21 protein-coding genes are annotated in these 17203 nt (G+C 30.7%); 6 read left to right on the forward strand and 15 right to left on the reverse strand.

All coding sequences use genetic code 11. The features are described 5' to 3' along the window. Positions 1-632 precede the first annotated feature (632 nt). Both BFA01S_RS22770 and BFA01S_RS08040 read left to right on the forward strand, forming a co-directional pair. On the forward strand, positions 633-980 hold the full coding sequence (locus tag BFA01S_RS22770; protein ID WP_066228132.1) for a hypothetical protein: 348 nt from the start codon (positions 633-635) through the stop codon (positions 978-980). Between the two features lie 159 nt (positions 981-1139). Beyond that, a complete protein-coding gene (locus tag BFA01S_RS08040; RefSeq protein WP_066228138.1) occupies positions 1140-1328 on the forward strand; it encodes a hypothetical protein in 189 nt (62 codons plus the stop codon). A gap of 1230 nt (positions 1329-2558) precedes the next feature. Here the strand turns inward: BFA01S_RS08040 and BFA01S_RS08050 are convergent. After that, the gene (locus BFA01S_RS08050; RefSeq protein ID WP_066228143.1) at positions 2559-3323 is read right to left on the reverse strand and encodes a carbon-nitrogen hydrolase family protein; all 765 of its coding nucleotides are present in this window, start codon (positions 3321-3323) and stop codon (positions 2559-2561) included. 125 nt (positions 3324-3448) lie between these two features. Continuing rightward, on the reverse strand, positions 3449-3964 hold the full coding sequence (locus tag BFA01S_RS08055; RefSeq protein WP_066228146.1) for a VanZ family protein: 516 nt from the start codon (positions 3962-3964) through the stop codon (positions 3449-3451). A gap of 444 nt (positions 3965-4408) precedes the next feature. On the opposite strand from BFA01S_RS08055, the gene BFA01S_RS08060 reads away from it, so the two are divergent. Both BFA01S_RS08060 and BFA01S_RS08065 read left to right on the forward strand, forming a co-directional pair. Further along, positions 4409-4978, forward strand: a complete 570-nt coding sequence (locus tag BFA01S_RS08060; RefSeq protein WP_066228148.1) for a copper resistance CopC family protein — start codon at positions 4409-4411, stop codon at positions 4976-4978. 3 nt (positions 4979-4981) lie between these two features. Next, positions 4982-6070, forward strand: a complete 1089-nt coding sequence (locus BFA01S_RS08065; protein WP_066228149.1) for a copper resistance D family protein — start codon at positions 4982-4984, stop codon at positions 6068-6070. Between the two features lie 149 nt (positions 6071-6219). On the opposite strand, the gene BFA01S_RS08070 is transcribed toward BFA01S_RS08065, so the two are convergent. From BFA01S_RS08070 to BFA01S_RS08090, 5 genes are all read right to left on the reverse strand, one after another. After that, positions 6220-6564, reverse strand: coding sequence for a DUF805 domain-containing protein (locus tag BFA01S_RS08070; protein WP_066228151.1), 345 nt, complete (start codon positions 6562-6564; stop codon positions 6220-6222). A 159-nt stretch (positions 6565-6723) separates the two neighbouring features. Next, the gene (locus tag BFA01S_RS08075) at positions 6724-6942 is read right to left on the reverse strand and encodes a DUF3923 family protein (RefSeq protein WP_066228153.1); all 219 of its coding nucleotides are present in this window, start codon (positions 6940-6942) and stop codon (positions 6724-6726) included. 278 nt (positions 6943-7220) lie between these two features. Beyond that, on the reverse strand, positions 7221-8285 hold the full coding sequence (locus BFA01S_RS08080; RefSeq protein ID WP_066228156.1) for a flavin-containing monooxygenase: 1065 nt from the start codon (positions 8283-8285) through the stop codon (positions 7221-7223). A 121-nt stretch (positions 8286-8406) separates the two neighbouring features. Then, on the reverse strand, positions 8407-8856 hold the full coding sequence (locus tag BFA01S_RS08085) for a MarR family winged helix-turn-helix transcriptional regulator (protein WP_066228158.1): 450 nt from the start codon (positions 8854-8856) through the stop codon (positions 8407-8409). A 365-nt stretch (positions 8857-9221) separates the two neighbouring features. Next, on the reverse strand, positions 9222-10058 hold the full coding sequence (locus BFA01S_RS08090; RefSeq protein WP_412758796.1) for a cupin domain-containing protein: 837 nt from the start codon (positions 10056-10058) through the stop codon (positions 9222-9224). 214 nt (positions 10059-10272) lie between these two features. On the opposite strand from BFA01S_RS08090, the gene BFA01S_RS08095 reads away from it, so the two are divergent. Then, positions 10273-10782 carry a ferritin gene (locus tag BFA01S_RS08095; RefSeq protein ID WP_066228163.1) on the forward strand — a complete coding sequence of 170 codons (510 nt, stop codon included), beginning with the start codon at positions 10273-10275 and terminating at the stop codon, positions 10780-10782. 80 nt (positions 10783-10862) lie between these two features. Here the strand turns inward: BFA01S_RS08095 and BFA01S_RS08100 are convergent, their stop codons facing one another. From BFA01S_RS08100 to BFA01S_RS08110, 3 genes are all read right to left on the reverse strand, one after another. After that, entirely contained in the window at positions 10863-11465 is a 603-nt protein-coding gene (locus BFA01S_RS08100; RefSeq protein WP_066228166.1) for a hypothetical protein, read from the reverse strand. A 3-nt stretch (positions 11466-11468) separates the two neighbouring features. Beyond that, positions 11469-11978: an IS3 family transposase gene (locus BFA01S_RS08105; RefSeq protein WP_066228169.1), complete on the reverse strand. Its 510-nt coding sequence runs from the start codon at positions 11976-11978 to the stop codon at positions 11469-11471. A 99-nt stretch (positions 11979-12077) separates the two neighbouring features. Next, entirely contained in the window at positions 12078-12818 is a 741-nt protein-coding gene (locus tag BFA01S_RS08110; protein ID WP_066228172.1) for a hypothetical protein, read from the reverse strand. 480 nt (positions 12819-13298) lie between these two features. Between BFA01S_RS08110 and BFA01S_RS08115 the strand changes: the two genes are divergently transcribed. Continuing rightward, complete coding sequence (locus tag BFA01S_RS08115) at positions 13299-14255, forward strand: hypothetical protein (protein ID WP_066228174.1); 957 nt, start codon at positions 13299-13301, stop codon at positions 14253-14255. A gap of 74 nt (positions 14256-14329) precedes the next feature. On the opposite strand, the gene BFA01S_RS08120 is transcribed toward BFA01S_RS08115, so the two are convergent. From BFA01S_RS08120 to BFA01S_RS08135, 5 genes are all read right to left on the reverse strand, one after another. Continuing rightward, complete coding sequence (locus BFA01S_RS08120) at positions 14330-15106, reverse strand: PAS domain S-box protein (protein WP_174521587.1); 777 nt, start codon at positions 15104-15106, stop codon at positions 14330-14332. A gap of 655 nt (positions 15107-15761) precedes the next feature. Beyond that, entirely contained in the window at positions 15762-15959 is a 198-nt protein-coding gene (locus tag BFA01S_RS08125; protein ID WP_066228177.1) for a hypothetical protein, read from the reverse strand. A gap of 6 nt (positions 15960-15965) precedes the next feature. After that, positions 15966-16154 (reverse strand): peptidoglycan recognition protein family protein, encoded by a 189-nt coding sequence (locus BFA01S_RS08130; protein ID WP_066228179.1) that lies wholly within the window; start codon positions 16152-16154, stop codon positions 15966-15968. Continuing rightward, positions 16141-16341, reverse strand: a complete 201-nt coding sequence (locus BFA01S_RS22775) for a peptidoglycan recognition protein family protein (protein ID WP_169800446.1) — start codon at positions 16339-16341, stop codon at positions 16141-16143. Before BFA01S_RS22775 ends, BFA01S_RS08130 begins: the two co-directional genes overlap by 14 nt. 225 nt (positions 16342-16566) lie before the next feature. Beyond that, positions 16567-17127, reverse strand: coding sequence for a hypothetical protein (locus tag BFA01S_RS08135; RefSeq protein WP_066228182.1), 561 nt, complete (start codon positions 17125-17127; stop codon positions 16567-16569). Positions 17128-17203 lie beyond the last annotated feature (76 nt).

Below are 17203 nucleotides of genomic sequence, written 5' to 3' on the forward strand. Positions count from 1 at the left end.
TTACTGCCCGTTAAGGCTGGGATAAATGTTCTTTTAATACATATTGACCTTTCATATTTAACTCATCCTACCTTGTGTTTCCTAAAAATTATTTTTAATATATTCACGTATGTATAATAGTTTTAATATTCTTGTTAGCATTACTACAGCTTCGTACGCATTTCCCACTTTAGTGATATATATTTATTTCTCCAAATCTTTTTCTAAACATATCGAGTAAAAAATAATCTCTTCCAGGTTTTCCATTCTTCCTTACCTTAGGTATAAAATCTTTACTGCATACTTTGTTATGATAAGTTTCAATACGTTCATATATCCCGTTTTTATTCGTGGCTTTATCTACATATAAAATATATCCTTCAGCGCTTCATATATATATAAACCTTTTTTAAATCCTAATTTTTCATGAATTAGACTATTTTCTATTTCTAATTCAGCACCTGATTTAAATTGATAATTTATTTTTAAAAGGGTCTATTTCTTACTATTTTGTATACATTACTATCATTTTGTTTGTTAACTTTTTTTGGAATTTTTGTAATTCTTAATTCACTTCAAATTTCGGATGACTTTCTCATCAAAAATATTTATAATTAAGTGCAATTTATAACTTACTTTAGGGAGAAAACATCATGAAAACTTCAACACCATGCCCTGGCTGTCATAAGCCGCTTACTATCCAGCATTTTGAGGACTTTCCAACACCTTTTAATATGAAATGTCCACACTGTCGAGCAAAACTTAAAGAGACTAAGATGACTCCCTTGTTACTTGTAGTAGCAATAATCATCATTCTTTTATTAATTTTGTTAGGTATTAAAGTGCAGAATTTCCTAGCTGGTTATTTTCCTATTGTAGAGAAAATCCCTACAGGAATTGTCTTTCTAGCTTTCTGTTATCCTATTTATGCTTTATATGAATCTTTCAATGCTACTGTTATATTTAATAAAGGTAATTTGCAATTAAAAAAACGTCAGTAATTTTCAAAGTGTGGATTATTCACGTTTTTTTATTTTTTTGATATAAAGAACAGTTTCTTTAACATAGAAGTACTACTGATAATTAAATACTTTTAATTTTGAAACCTTTTCCTCCAATAAACGTATAAATTACCATACACTTTTCGGAGGAGATCGTTTATGACACAGCAAGAATTAGTTTGTAAATCATGCGGAAGTGAATCCTTTACTAAAGGTGAAATGAGCGGATATGCAAACATCAGGCCAATTGATAAAATATTCACTAATGGTTCACCCGTTATTTTTACATTTTGTAAAAACTGTGGCGAGGTAGCTTCTATAAAAATTAAAAATACTAAGAAATTTTGAGCCATTAATAGTGGCTCTTTTTTAATAAACTGGCTGCTTAAAATGTTTCATTAGTAACAAATTCGGGTATGTTAACTACATGTGCAAGGATAAATAATCTTCTGCCTTTACTGAAACTGCCAATTTCTTGCACTCCTCCCAAATATACTTTTAAATTTTCTTACATAATCCCCATCACATTTGTTTAAACTATCCCTTATCAGATTCAATAAAAAGATGAGTTAATATTAATCGGAGTTGATTCAAAGTGCTAACAGCTTTACCATTTATCCTAATGTTTCTTCCTCTTTCCTTGTTAACTTTTAAAAAGGTTCATTATGGAATAGCTCTTGCAATCTTTTATATAAATATTTTTGTACAAATGTTTATACTTCAAGTCTTAGCTCAAATATAATAAACATCTTTACTTTTTTGTTTCCTTAATTAAATTCCTCTTTTAAGTCATCTTCTTCTACTTCACCTAATACCACTGCTATTGTCCATTCAATATCTTCAATATAATCATTATCTAAAACTTGTTTCTGAAATTTTGTAACCCGATCTCGTACTGCTTATTTTGCCATTTCAATCATCCATTTTCTGGACACTTACTAATGTTCAGTAATAAATAGCTGCTATGTACACTTTTAAAAATTGAACAATGAGATAGTTAACATAAAGCATATTTTAAGAAAGAAAAAAGGATCTCTTAATAGAAAATCCTTTTAATTGTTTATTCTTTTTACTAAAAAGAACATTTTGATCTTAAGCAGGTGGTCCCATGAAATATTTCACAAATATTAATATAAATAAAACTAAAAAACACAGACCTAAACTGATTATATTACCTACAATTGAAATTATAGGGAGATAAATCTTCTTTTTTCTAGAACGATATGTTCTCAATGACATAATCGAAAAAACTAATCCAACAGTAAAAAAGATTACCCAACAAATATACGAATAAATGGGAAATTCAAAAAAATTGAAACTAAAAATAGTATTTAATAATAAAATCACAATAAATATAAGATTATAAAGTTTCATTTTTCCCCCTTAATATGTCATATAGACCACCACTACAATATCATTCTGTTAGTTTACATAAATGACATTTTAAACATCTGAAAAAAAAGATCCTTTTAATTATTTATTAAATTAAAGTTTCTCTTTACTTTAAGTGTATTTATTCACAACTTTTGTAATTTTAAAGTGAGTGCCTGCTTATACACATATTCAAATTAATAATACCTAAGATATATATTCGACTTCAAAATCATGAGAAATTAAATCCATTTTGTCTAAATCCCAATCAAAAGTTAGAATGGCAGATTGTTTGGATTTATGTGAAAGAAGACATTTACCATTCTTAATAATCTGACTCTCCGCTTCCCAAAAAGTAACGGTTTCATCTTCCCCCGTACGATTACAAACAAATAAGCATAGTCCCGTATCTAGAGATCTTTGCTCCCACTCACCTTTTGGCCCACATACTCCTGGACCCCAAGCCGACGGGGCAACTAGAATCTCTGCTCCTTTAGAATATAATGTATCTGCAATATTTTTATTGTAAGCATCTGCACATATCAAAACACCGATTTTAACATTCTCTATATCTATTGGCTCAATAAAATCACCAGATGTAGACCAATCATCTATAATATTTGTGATCTTTCTTTGTTTTCCTATTAATTTCCCGTTCCTGTTTATCACAAATACCGAATTATAAAGTTCTCCATCTTCTGATCTTTCAGGACAACCAAGGAATACATTAGTATTTATAGACTTAACTAGAGAAAAAAAGTTAATCATCCATTCATCTGGTTGGTGATTAATCCATTTTGTCCCGATCTTTTGAGAAAATTGTAATCCACTAACAGCTAATTCAGGAGTTATAATCCAATCAACATGTTTATCAGCTGCTAGTTTGACTCCTTTTTCAATCAACTTTTGATTTCTATTAATATCACCCGCAATGGGTAATAAATGCAATAAAGCTATTCTTAATTTTTTCAATATTAATCTCCTCTTTGTTAAATATTTAAAGGATCTTTGATTGAAGATCCTTTAAATTGTTTATTGAGTTAAAGTACCTGTTCGTATCATAAAATGGTTTAGTTTTGTACATAAATTTTTTAAAATTAATTATTTGCTATATAAAGAATTATCGAAAGGAGTATAACAGGAATACCTACTATTGAAGATAAGATGGTAATGACTGTTTTAGTTTTATTTAAGCCTTTTAGTATTTTCAATAGTGCTTGAAAAATTAGTATCCCTATAAAACCACCAAAAGTATTAAGAATAATATCATCGATATCTGAAATACCCAATACAAATATATATTGACTAACTTCAATAAAAAGGCTAAATAATACTACTATTCCTAAATTTCTTAACATCAGCTTCTTTTTCGTAAAGAACATTATATAAATTCCTAAAGGTATAAACATTAATATATTAGCCCAAATATTCATATCCACTAATTTTATTCTTCCACTATTATCAATATTAATATATCGATGTATTGAATCAAATGGAACTAAATTCAAACTTCTAAAGTTGGAACCAAATCGAGAAAAAAAGACAGTATCTAATAGAATTAAAAGATACCCTATCAAGATTGTATAAAATAAAAAATTAATAATCTTTTTCATAACTGTTTCAGTCCTCTGTAGTAATCTCTTAAAATTCTACTTTACCTTTAAAGTCTTAAGAATAATCTTATTAATATATTAAAACTTTCTTAATATATGGTGTTAGGAGCGGATTTATAGTGCAACCAATCCCCAAAATACCAACAAAAAATTATTATCCTTATTTAATTAACCTGTTTCATTAGTTAAATAAGAGTTTCAATCAGCTAAATAAATACTTATATAAGTGACCTTTTCTCTGTCATAACAAGAGGTCTCACCTATATCATTTATAAATAAAATTCTTTCACTGATTTATCGATATCATCACAATATTCGTTCGTAATTTTATAAAATAAGTCTATAGTGAGTTCACAAGTTTGTTAAAATTCATTCTAATGTTCTTTTAAGTATTATAATATAATCTGTTAAAATAATTCCGATAACACTACTAGGAGGTTACTTATGATAAAAAAAGTTCTTTTATTTACATTTATTATTTTTGTAGCATTTGTTAATAATGCATTTGCTCACACTGGTTTAGAAAGCTCTTCGCCACAGAATGGAGAAGTCATTACGAAAGAGTTGCAGCAGATCACATTAACCTTTGAAACAAAGATAGAACAAAATAGTACATTTAATCTTCAAACTTCAAGTGGAGAGTCTATTCCTATTGAAAATATTCAATTGTCTGGTAATCAATTGGTAGGAAACTTTTCTAAACCATTGGAAAATGGAGATTATCAAGTTGGATGGAAAATTATAGGTGTTGATGGACATCCAATTGATGGAAAGTTTTCGTTCTCAGTCTCATTGCCTGTTGCTGAAGCACCTGTGGAAGAACAAGAAAAACCACAAACTCAACCTAATGTTGAAAAGAACACAGATCAGAATACAGGTACAGTTAATGAAACCGAAGAAAAGGATGCTCAACTAGATAACTCACAATCAAATATACTAATTCCTGTCATTATAGGAGTTCTAGTTGTTATTGTTATCGGAGGCTTCTTTTTAGTCTTGAGAAAGAAGAAATAGAAAATGCTTCTCATTGGAATCATTAGTCAAGCATTATTATATCTATGTTTCTCGCTGCTTATTGGAAGCTTTCTAATTTATCTTGTACCTAACACTCATCGACCAGATATTAACGTAAAAAAAGGAATCTTAATGATAGCTATAGGTGGGATAGCTATCTTTTCATCTTTTCCTGTTTTACAATTAATTTTATACCTAGCTCCATATGATGGATTTATTAAAACTTTACAGTCTGTCCTTTTTTCATTTGAAGTGGGAAAAGCATGGATTTTTACTTACATTGTTTCAAATCTATTATTTATCTTTGTAACTTGGGTTAATTATCGGAAAAAGAATTTATATGCATATATTGGAATTTTCTTTACATTCCTTTTAATTCTTGCTCTGGGTTGGTCCAGTCATGCAGCCTCTCTTGATGAGGTAAAAGGATTTATTACACATACAATTCATTTCACTGCTGTTAGCGTTTGGATAGGAGTCCTTATTGTAGTTAGCTGGTTTTCAAAAAACCATTCTAATTGGCTGAATTTCTTAAAATGGTTCACACCTGTTGCTCTTACATGCTTTGTAATTACTATTGTGACAGGTCTTATTCTCATGGCTTTTGTTGTTGAATTTAAAGATTATCCAAATTCTTGGATGATTCCTTATGGACAAGCTCTTTTGATTAAACATATTTTGATTGTTCCTTTACTATCTTACGCAGTAATCAACAGCCTTTTAATAAAAAGAAAATTGAAAAAGGACATAAGCTTTAATCCTAAACCTTGGGCAAAAGTGGAAAGTCTCGTAATCCTGCTTATTTTTTCAGCAACAGCAGCATTAGGAGAACAATCGCCCCCACACGCTACTATCCTAACAAAAGAAACAGTATCTAAAGTTTTTACATTGTTGTATCAAGGACAGTTTAAACCTGAAATGACTGTACAGCTAGTATTTAACTCCGCTAGTATTTCTCTTATGTTATTAGCTGTCCTATTTTTAGTTCTAGTGATTATTTCATTCTTAAAGAAACTACCGGCAGTAATGTCATTTATTATGAGTTTGCTATTCGTATTTTCCGTTTATTTATCTTTGATACTAAGCATTTAATAATCAATAGTTAACATAAATAACCTTTTAAATAGAAAAAGGCCTTTATTAAGGCCTCTCAGACTGTAGACAAACTCGATTTTATCGAGTTTGTCTACAGTCTGAAGCATCATAAAGGATGCTCTCAATATCATTATGAAATTCCAAAACTAGTGTTTAGGATTTGATCCATATTTATTACTATTTGGCTCACTATCTTGACACAAAAATACAATAAGAATAATGATACCAATTATAGGAATAAGACCAATTAAAAACCACCATCCACTCCTTCCTGTATCATGTAGTCTACGAGTTGCAACAGCAAAGTATGGTAATAAAGTAGCTAAATGATAAGATACACTTAATAATGGATCAAACTCTCCAACTGTCTCTATTCTTTCAAGTATTGTAGAAATAATAAGATCAATCAGAAAAAACATCCAGTATTCCTTACGCCTTGCTCTCCCTTTAAAAACGATGTAATTCTTTAATACTTTTAAATACCACTGCATTAATACTTCCTCCAAATAAAAAAGCACCTCAATTTTGAAGTGCTTTAACTTCTTTCATTATTTCCCCCAAAGTCTCTAGTAACAGATTCTTTAGATAATATTTTCAATTCGATTTAAATATTTTTAATTCTTTTTAGGTTTAAATAACTATTAGTTGAATTATCTTGTTATATTTTTTCTAGCAAAATAAAGGAAAACTAGTTGAAATAGTACAACCATTATAAATAAAATACCCAAAATAGCGAATGATACCATTCTTATTTCAGGAGTTTGAACTACCCCTGCACCGTCAACTTTTCTTACCCCAATAAATATTGCTCCGACAGCAAAAATGAATAGCCATACAATATTTATAACCCACCACATTTTCATTTTCATAATAAACATCTTCTTTCTCAGAAATCTTTCAAGCCCTATCTTATTAGCCTCATTAAAGGTTTGCGACCCCTTTTTGTTAGCCGTTCTACAGGGATAACGACTCCTTTACTCATTTCGACAAAAGGAGATATTTTCCTTCTTTTAAAGTCATCCATCAACTAGGGGATTCATGCTATTATAGTTGAAGCTCATCTAATCTGGAGGTGATACATATGGAAAACGAAGAACTGTTAAAGAAGTATATTTTTTGAACTTGTCATTCTCTTTTCCTTCTTTCTTTAATTATTATTTTTTAGATGTTTGGTTAATTTTTGTACAATATAACTTGCATCTCGTCCTACCCCTCTTAATGTAGCTGAAGAAAAAGATCTTTGGCCTTCTAAGCCTACATAATAAAGACCGGGAACCGATTTACTTTCACCAGCTAAGTGTAGTGGATTCCCATTGTCATCTAAAGCTCCTATATTAATTAGATATGGAAAATCATTTCGAAATCCAGTCGCAAAAATGATTGAATCTACACGTTCCTTTTCTCCATCTGACCAAACAACTCCATCGGAATAGAAGGACGTAAACATTTTTTTCTGATTTGGCTTCCCTTCTGATAGTGGAACTTCAAAACGATCAGAATTGATTACAGCATCAGATATAGGAACACTTTTACCAAACTTCCGAAATGGGAAGCTATCAAAACCGATAATTCTAAGCCAAAAGTGCAGATCTTTTCCAAATATTTTTTGATTGATGAGTTTTACTGGATGACGTACTGCTAATGTTGTTGAAGAAACGTTTGCCAATTCAACAGCAATTTGAACCGCAGAATTCCTACTTCCAACAACGATAACCCGTTCATTAATAAAAGAATCCGTATTACGGTACTCAGATGAATGAATTACTTTTCCATTAAAAGAGTCCATACCTTTGATTTCAGGAATATATGGAGTAAGGAAAGAACCTGTTGCATTTATGATTGATAAAGATTGATGAGTCTCTCCTAATGTAGTGATTATAGAAAATTTGTTTTCCTTTCGTTCTACAGATATTACTTTAGAGTTTGTTAATATCGGTAGCTTGAATTTTTTTTGATATATTTCTAAATATTGAATTACCTCTAATTTAGAAGGGTATTTATTTGGATCAACAGGGAATTTCAAACCCGGTAATGATGAAAAGCGAGCAGGTGAAAATAACTTGAGACTATCATAATATTGGGGCCAAGAACCCCCTGCTTTTTCTTTTGATTCCAGTATTAAAAAATTAAGACCTTTTTTCTGTAAATAATAACCTACGGCTAAGCCTGCCTGACCACCGCCAATAACAATAACATCCCATACCTTAGTCATTAAACTCTCCTTTTATATAACTTGTATATCACAAGTCTTTATTTCATGGAAATTATTTGCAAGATGCAAGTATTTACCCTGATGAAATTACTTGTGTTTTACAAGTATTAATTATGAGGCATCACCTCATAGGGGGTGTGCAACAATAACGCGTTTTCACCATCGCATCATTTAATAACTTAATAGATCTAACTACAGTCTCTCTTTCAAATTCATTCATATTAGCAAAAACCTCATTCAAGTACATATTCATTTGTTCATCAATTGTAGTTGCAATAAATTTCCCTTCAGTTGTTAACGACAACACAAATATTCTTTTGTCTTCTGGAAGAGGAGATTTTTTAACTAAATTCATTTTAACCAATGATTGTACTTGACGACTAAATGTAGTGATATCAGTTCCCAAGGTTTCAGCAACTTGCTGCATTGAGGGATTGTGCTGATTATCAATCTCATAAAGAATATGACTATGAATGAGAGAAATATCATAACCTCCAACAGTACAACAATTCTTATTTAAGAAACCAAAACGTCTAGTCATAACTTGAAATATTTCACGGAGATTTTCCATTATTTTCACCTCTCATATTATTTATAGAATAACAATTTGTAAAATAAAAATATTATTTTTTCATCTCTTACATTATTTATATAATATAAATTTGCAAAATGCAAATATTTTTACTCAGTAAGGATTATTTATTTCCTCACATGTAGCTTTGAAATAAATTTTAATTAAAATAATGTTATTAACCTTGATAAACGAACAAAAAAGAGCATGTTTTGAAAAAAAGATTAATCAAAACATACTCTTCTTATGTTAAATTGAATGATTCTTTTATAAAAAAGTTTGATCATCTTTTGTTCCTTCTTCAACAAAAGTACCCGTTAGTTCAATAAGCACCTTCCCTTAACTATATGCTTTTACTTCTATTTCTACATATTTTTGCTTTGCTGAAGAAGTTTAGATTCTCCTGTACGTTCCCATTCTTCTACTGTTTCATAGGCTCTTTCAGGAGAATATCCTTTCCCTACAAGTACGCCCATTAGAATAAATTCTTGAAGAATGTGTAAGGCGTTAATTCCCCTTTTAACATCCTCTAATCCTTCATTTACCAAAAATTCTGTGTACTGCACCCATTCGTCTGGAGTCCTACCAAATATTAGTTTTCCATTGCCCTGATTGCTGCCTTCTTCCGCAGCAATTGCGTCTGCTTTTGTTACATGAACGGTTCCACGTGGATGTTGCGGTGGTGCATATATGGAATAAAGTTTTAGTGGGCTATTACCTGTATTAATTACATTATGCCATGTTCCAGCGGGTATCATTATCGCAGAATCATCAGCGATTCTTCTTTCGAAATTAAGGTTATCTTTCCTGCTACCCATTCGAACAATTCCCTGACCTTGTTCAACGCGTAAGAATTGATCAACGTCAGGATGTATTTCCAAACCAATATCTTCGCCAGCTTTAAGATTCATCAATGTAACTTGTAAATGTGTTCCTGTCCATAAAGCGGTACGAAACGTATTGTTTTGTTTAGTTACCTCATTAATATTAATAACAAATGGTTTGGGTCCATAATCTGTTAACGAAGTATTTCTATTACTATTAGGTAATCTAAATGTATTAAATCTGTTTGCATATTTCTCTGCTGGATAATCCCAGTAATCAGACTGTCTTGTATAGTTATTCATCGGCATATTTACATAATAAGGATATTGATACGGATTGTTATAAGGAAAAAAGTACATTTTTCTCCATCCTCTCATATTTTACTAATCGGGTAATTAAATCACCTAATTCTTACCTTATAAATGATATGCAATATTAAATAGCATGAATAGGTATATACCCATTATTTTATTTCTTTATGTTGCTGAGTCATTTATCCTGTAAATTTCCTAATATAAAATGACGAAACATTTTCATTAATATTTATATACTATAAGAATAAAACATTTTGGAGTTAGGAGCATAGAGGACATGAATGAGGAACTTCAAAGGTTATTTAATAAGTTAATTCAAATTGAACATGTATCAACGACTTTATATCTTGCCATGTCTGCATATATGGGGAGATTAAACTTAACTGGTATAGCTCACTGGTTAAGATTGCAATCAGAAGAGGAAAGAACACACATGCTTACCTTAATTGATTTTGTTGTGGATCGGGATGGTACTGTCCAACTGAGCAGTCTCGCTGCTCAGCCAAGCGACTTTGGTACACCGCTAGAGACTTTTCAAAAAGTATTAGCTCATGAACAATTTGTTACAAATTCTTATCGTCAAGCCTATAACTATGTCAATCAAACAGACCCGCAGGCTGCTGTAATTATACAAGATTTTTTAAGAGAGCAAATAGATGAGGAAGCACAAGCGAAAACAATTATTGATCGACTTAGACTTGCTGGAGGTAACCCTTCTGCCCTTTTATTATTAGATCAGGAATTAGGAGCCAGAACAGCTACAACGACGGCTCCAGCAGCAAGATAAAAGTGAAATAGAATTAACAGACTTTACACAGGATATGCATAAACTTAAACATATCTTATAAAAATTTTTATCCCTTTTCCCTAACCATCCTTTTTAGGATGGTTTTGTATTATATCAGCCTCAACCTTAATAGCATGCTGCAAAAGCTCATTTAGTTCTTGAAAGATATTGCTGTAATAAATTGAAATCTGTCTGTTAGACTTTAGTTTTTTGTAATAGAATCCGACAATCAATGCTAGTGAATCATTAATAGTTCTTAAAACCTCGTAGAAATCTAATACTTTATCCATACCAAAATGAGTTATTCTATTTCGAGTAGCGCCCAAATCGGATAAGACCTTTACCTCGTTTTTGTTTAAATTAAATTTATCCCTTACAAGATCAATCGTTTTAGAGTAATCTATTGTCTTAAAATTATAGGATTCAGACATAAGAAATGCCTCAATTCTAAATGCACGTCCATTTTCTTCACTAGTCTTTAAAGCACTCTCATATTCTTCTAAAGACTTCTCGTCTACTATTAACTTTTGATCAATATCTATTAACAACTTCTTGTTAAATAACTCTATACTCTGATGAAAACAAACTATAACCATTTTCAAATAACCAGGAATTCCATCAGATAAATATTTGTCGTCGCCTAAATCAAAATAATTTTGATAAAAATCCTTTCCGAAAGTCAAAGATTACTTGTGCTTTTTGGCGTTCTGTGATTGCCTCTCCTTTTGAACTAAGGCATTCAACTTTTTTAAATAGGCATTCTCCATACGTAAACGCTCAATTTCAGCGAGTAATGCTTCTTGTGACCCTTCTGTTAGTTGTGTTTTCTTTGTTTCCTTTTTCATGGATGGATGCCCTCGTTTCTTTGATTGAAGGGCATCTACTCCTTGTTCCTCTAAAAGTTTCTTCCATCTTAGAATAGTGGAAGGTGCTGGAATATTAAATATCGCAGCTGTTTCTATAAGAGACGTACCCGTTTCAATCATAAAGTTTAGTATACCTAGTTTAAACTCTACGGTATAGTTTGTATAGACAGAAACAAAGCCTTCAACCCCTTGATTTTCGTATAAAGCAATCCACTTTTGTACGTCGCTACGAGAAACATTAAATATTCTAGCGAGGCTTTTTTTACTACATTTCGTTTGTAAATAATGTTCAACTATTTTTAATTTAAACTCAGTCGAGTATTTTGACATAAAGAAACACCCCAAAAGTTAAATTTTTTGTCTAACAATTGGGGTGCAGTTCAAGAAAAGATTCTTTTTATAAAATAAAATTAACTATTAATGTAAATATCACTTATGTCTTTTATAAAGTAGTATTAGAGCTATTATCAGCAAAATAAGTCCACATAATGTTGTAAATATAGGATAGAAAAGAGGAAAAAAATAGGTTACATAACCTTGAGTAATATCAGAATAATATCCTATATTCATTGGTGAAATAGTAGCAAAATTTATAAGTTGTACAGCTAAAGGATCATCACTTCTATGAGAGTAACTTAATATCTTTTCACTCACCTTTCCATCTTCCCTTATCGTTATTATTTTCCATTTCATACCTTCCATTGGCTCGTTGATACTCGTCATACCCTTCAGCCTCTGAATAATTTTTATTTGTTTCTCATCAGTCTTCAAATCATGTACATTGAATATATCCAGCCATGAAAAATATCTGCTTCCCTTATCTTCGTTAGACAGCCATATCTCATCAGGTGTAGAGATTTCTTTATCATTTATTAAAAAATGTATTTTTACTATGTCTTCAGGTTCCATGTTTTCAGTCTCTTCCCAATAAGGAAGAGGTGCTTTTCTGCCAGTCTGTTCTTCCCTTATCTTTATATTTTTATTATCAATTATTAGTTCCTGAACATCTAGATGACTGTCAGAACCGTACTCTTGATAAGCTTGATGTATTTCATAACGTTCCGTCACTTTTTTATCAATCCAAAATTCACGAATAATACTAAACATTGGACTAAAGGAAATACCCAATAATAGACATGAACTAATAAATAAAATGATTATTCTTCCCATTTTTACCCCCATTAACATTATCTAATTTTTCAATTGTATTATGATCAATATTTAAGGAGTGAAATTGGAATTCTTTATTGAATTATCAAAGATGTTAACTTAATAAAAAATCATTTATTGTCACAACAAAATCTTGACCAGAATTCATTACAAATTATCACTTTTTATCATAAATGATCAAAACTTTACTATAAACTATTAAAATTTACCAAAAATCCATATTTATAGGTAGATTTATAGCATCAGTAAACATAATGGACATTTTATCAAGCTAGAAAACGAGTCAATTCTGGGATTTTCATGTTGGGGAATATCATAAAAATAAGCTTAAGAAACCAAAAACATGATCTCTATTTCCCTTTTTTATATTAGTAAGCTAAAAAAATACATAAGAGTAAATTATTTTATATTGATAGAATTATATTTGTTTATTTATACTTATCTCTTGGTTAAAAATAATAATAATTGGAGGAAATGTTTTTGAAAAAAATTATTTCATTTGTTTTCATTGGTATTTTATGTTGTACACCAATCACTTTTTTCAATATTGAACACTCTGTTTCTGCTCAAAGTGTTTCAAATTATGATGTAGCAGTAAAACAAGGAGAAAAAGTAAAAGCAATTAATTCTTTATTAAATTCTGCAATTAAAGATGAAGATATGGATATGATTGATACTTACTATGATCATTTAGCTACAGGAATTAAAACGCTTGAACAAAACATTGGCAAAGTACCAGGAGCTACTAATCGTACAAAACTTACTAAAACATATGTAGTTCCTGCAAAAGTGACAATTGAACGTGTGATTTATGAAGTTTCACAATATCGTTTACTTTATCAAATCGCAGAGCTAGTAGGTAATGAAGAAGTATCAAAAGCTGAAAGTAATATGACAAAACTTGAAAGATTAAAGAAGAAAGCAATAACAATTAAACAAGCTGGCGGTTATGAAGAACTTCCAATTAGTATCAATTCAAATTTACGTGTATTTGAAGCTTTACTACAAGGAAATATTCTTGATCTACGAGTTTATCCATATGAAGAAGCTATTGATTCAGGGAAAATTGAGACTATGAATCAATTGTATGATCATGTTACAAAACAGTTGAAATTAACTCAACAAAGAATTGGTCAAGTTTCAGGTGCTAAAAATCGTGCCGAAATGAATGAGTACTATGTTACACCTGCAAAAATGACAATTGAACGCACAATCTATGAAATTTCACAATATCGTCTATTAAATGTGATCAGTAATGATCTAATAAAAAATGATATTGAGAGTGCAAAACAACGCTTTGAAACATTAAACCGTTTAAAAGATAGAGCAGCTAAAATTAAAGAAGCAGGTGGCTATGATTCATTACCTGTAGAAATTGAACAATTCTTAAGAAATAAAGAAAATACTCTATTAAATCAAATAGAATCTCAAAAATAGAAGAAAATCAATAATAGTTCCTAATTTATAAACAAAAAAGCAGGCTTGGGCCTGCTTTTTCATTTAATGTAATATTACTTTTCATATTTAACCCCAAGGAAATGTAAAGCTTGCTTTACAGTAGCCATTGTTTGCATCGAGAGAAGATCCACTCCAAGTTTAGTTACAGTTACTGCAAGGTCAGGGCGTATTCCAGTAATAATAGTGTTCACACCAAGTAGTTTCATAATAGAATTAACTTTAGATAAGTAATCAGCTACTACTTCATCGAAGTTATAAATACCTGAAAAGTCAATAATTAAACATTGAATATTTTGTTCCTGAATCTTTGATGGAAGGTCCTCTAACAAATGTATAGCTCTTTGATTATCTATAGAACCAACTAAAGGAAGAACCGCAATATCAGCTAACAAAGGAACTACAGGGGAAGATACTTCATTAATCTTTCTTTCTATTTCTTTTTTTTCTGTTATATCTCTCATCACAGAATGAATGGCTTTTTTATCACCAAATATAACCGGATAACAGTAAATTTCTACATCAACTAATGTACCATCTAATCTCAATATTGTTTGTTCAATACGTCCAGCAGGTTCATTTTCTGAAACCACCTTTTGTATTCTTTCTTCTATTACCTTTTTATATTCTTTCAAAATAATATCAAGTACACCTGCCCCAATTATGTCTTCCTTAGAAGCTCTTAAAAAATCTGCACCAGATTGGTTTATACATAATACTTTATAGTCAGAATGTATGATAATTATTTCTTTTGAGAATTCAATGATTTGACGATACATTTCTTCACTTTGTATAAGTGATTGATAAGTCTTTTCAGAGAAACTTTGATCCATACTTCTCCTCCTTCTCCAAAATCTTAAATTATATATGAAAATTCAGCAAGACAGGACCTTCTTCAACAATTCTCCTCCCTTAACTGATCCACAAAACCACCTAAATTTATGAATATGTAATAAATAAGAAGTCTTTCTTTAGAAGTTCAGTATACCAAATTTTCATCAGCCAGCAGTATTTTAAACTTGAAAATATTCCTTTGAGACAGCACAATCGTGACCGACCCTAGAATCTATAAATAAATAGTAACATTATATTTTCAGTGCTATTTTCACTTATTTGGGATCGATAACAGTCTTTTCACATTAAAAAGACCCTTTTTCCACTATTTTAAGGGCCAAAAATCGAATCTTAACGATTTCCCTTTCTTCCTCTAACTGAGTACATTTAAAGTAATTAATTATAGGAGATCATACAAGTGTGGGAAACTCAACTATCTAATGCAGAAATCGAATTACTTTTGAAATTGTATCATGAAAATAGGTTAACGATCTGTGAGATTGAATGAGTTGTTCCATTTGAAAGAAAAATTATAGAGGAGACAATAAGTGTTAATAAAACAAAAGAGCCCCCTACTCAAATGAGAGGGACTTTTATAAAAAACTTAGGGATTGATATAATTTTACCAATAAGAAACATTTAAGAGAATAGGTGTTAATTACCAACTTTTAACTTGCCATCTTTAATAGCCTTTACTAGTCCATTAAGCATAGAAATAAGAGTAATCCCATGGTCTTTTGTTACCCTACAATCTTTGCTCATGATTCCATATACCGCTAAATTATTGATTGCATTTTGAACAGAGTTAGAAACAATAACTTCTTGAACAGTTACTTTTACATTTGGATTCAATTTCTCTCAAACGTATTGCTTCAACTCGTTCATATCAAAGTTCTTCCCAGAGCAGACTTTCGCATCAAATTCTCTATGTGGAGTAACATCATTGATCTGTAACTCTTCTTGTCGCAGTAATTGAGCGATTAGTTTTGCCCCATCACGATACTGTGCTTCAGTTGGTATTTGTTTATCAAAATCACCTTGGAGCATAACGCAGCGACTGATTATTCATACCCATACCTTTACAACATGCTCCTACGTTCCGCCCACGTCTAAGCTGCACACCTCCGTTTTTCGGGACAAAGTAACTATATCCTATTCCATCCCAACCATTCGATTTTTTGTGATAGTCATGAATTTCTTTAATTCCCCATGTTGGATGTGCTAGATGATGCACAATGATTTTTTTAACTTATTTTAGCAGATCTTTAAAGCTTTTTTTCCCATCATTATTATATAGGATGAAGTTAAAGTTTATTTAAAGTTCTATTAAAAAAGATGTAAATAGCCCCGCTCGGTACGGAGCATTTCTAAGGTTATAATAAGTTTGTCTGAACCTCACGTCACCAGGTTAGTTATCCAAATAAAAAGGATATACCTAAAAGGTACGTCCCTATGCTGATTATTTATTTTTTAATTTAACTAAGGTAAGATCTGTTATTGTTTTACCTTTAGTATGTTTAGTTTTACTTGTTTCTAAAACCAACCCTACACCAGGAGCATAAAAGGATGTACGGTATCCTAATTTTTTCAAAGTCTCTCTTACTTCTATCACATTCTTAAAAGTACCTACAGGTGTTGTAATAGTCCAGTTTACAGCTCTAATTTCATAATTGGAATCTCCATCTTTCCAACTCTTCCCCTTTTTCACAGGATAGGCTAAGATCTTTATATCATTCGTGTATAGCCCGTCTTTTGTTTCATGTTCCCCAAATCCAAAACCTTCTATAATCGAATCTTCAGGAATAGTGCTCCAATGATTGTAGCCATTAGATTTCTTCCAAAATTCCAGAGTGTATGAGGTTGCTGACTTATCAGAAGCAGCACCCTGTTTATACGTGTATAACTTTTTAGTATTCATCAAATAACTAGTTTGCTTTGCCTCTGCTACTGGACTAGATAAAGGCAATATAACGCTAAGAGCTAGTACAAACACTAACAAAAATTTTACTAAGTCTTTCACAGTCCCTCTCTCCTTTAAAAATATTAACTATTATATTCCTAAAATGTATTTAATTATGGATAAAAGGACATAAAAA

Source organism: Metabacillus fastidiosus NBRC 101226, assembly GCF_001591625.1.
Lineage (GTDB): Bacteria > Bacillota > Bacilli > Bacillales > Bacillaceae > Metabacillus > Metabacillus fastidiosus.

Bases quoted from the DNA above. Each gene is read 5' to 3' on its own strand.
- BFA01S_RS22770 (WP_066228132.1), top strand. From the start codon at position 633: ATGAAAACTTCAACACCATGCCCTGGCTGTCATAAGCCGCTTACTATC.
- BFA01S_RS08040 (WP_066228138.1), top strand. From the start codon at position 1,140: ATGACACAGCAAGAATTAGTTTGTAAATCATGCGGAAGTGAATCCTTT.
- BFA01S_RS08055 (WP_066228146.1), bottom strand. From the start codon at position 3,964: ATGAAAAAGATTATTAATTTTTTATTTTATACAATCTTGATAGGGTAT.
- BFA01S_RS08060 (WP_066228148.1), top strand. From the start codon at position 4,409: ATGATAAAAAAAGTTCTTTTATTTACATTTATTATTTTTGTAGCATTT.
- BFA01S_RS08065 (WP_066228149.1), top strand. From the start codon at position 4,982: ATGCTTCTCATTGGAATCATTAGTCAAGCATTATTATATCTATGTTTC.
- BFA01S_RS08070 (WP_066228151.1), bottom strand. From the start codon at position 6,564: ATGCAGTGGTATTTAAAAGTATTAAAGAATTACATCGTTTTTAAAGGG.
- BFA01S_RS08075 (WP_066228153.1), bottom strand. From the start codon at position 6,942: ATGAAAATGAAAATGTGGTGGGTTATAAATATTGTATGGCTATTCATT.
- BFA01S_RS08080 (WP_066228156.1), bottom strand. From the start codon at position 8,285: ATGACTAAGGTATGGGATGTTATTGTTATTGGCGGTGGTCAGGCAGGC.
- BFA01S_RS08085 (WP_066228158.1), bottom strand. From the start codon at position 8,856: ATGGAAAATCTCCGTGAAATATTTCAAGTTATGACTAGACGTTTTGGT.
- BFA01S_RS08090 (WP_412758796.1), bottom strand. From the start codon at position 10,058: ATGAGAGGATGGAGAAAAATGTACTTTTTTCCTTATAACAATCCGTAT.
- BFA01S_RS08095 (WP_066228163.1), top strand. From the start codon at position 10,273: ATGAATGAGGAACTTCAAAGGTTATTTAATAAGTTAATTCAAATTGAA.
- BFA01S_RS08105 (WP_066228169.1), bottom strand. From the start codon at position 11,978: ATGTCAAAATACTCGACTGAGTTTAAATTAAAAATAGTTGAACATTAT.
- BFA01S_RS08110 (WP_066228172.1), bottom strand. From the start codon at position 12,818: ATGGGAAGAATAATCATTTTATTTATTAGTTCATGTCTATTATTGGGT.
- BFA01S_RS08120 (WP_174521587.1), bottom strand. From the start codon at position 15,106: ATGGATCAAAGTTTCTCTGAAAAGACTTATCAATCACTTATACAAAGT.
- BFA01S_RS08130 (WP_066228179.1), bottom strand. From the start codon at position 16,154: ATGCTCCAAGGTGATTTTGATAAACAAATACCAACTGAAGCACAGTAT.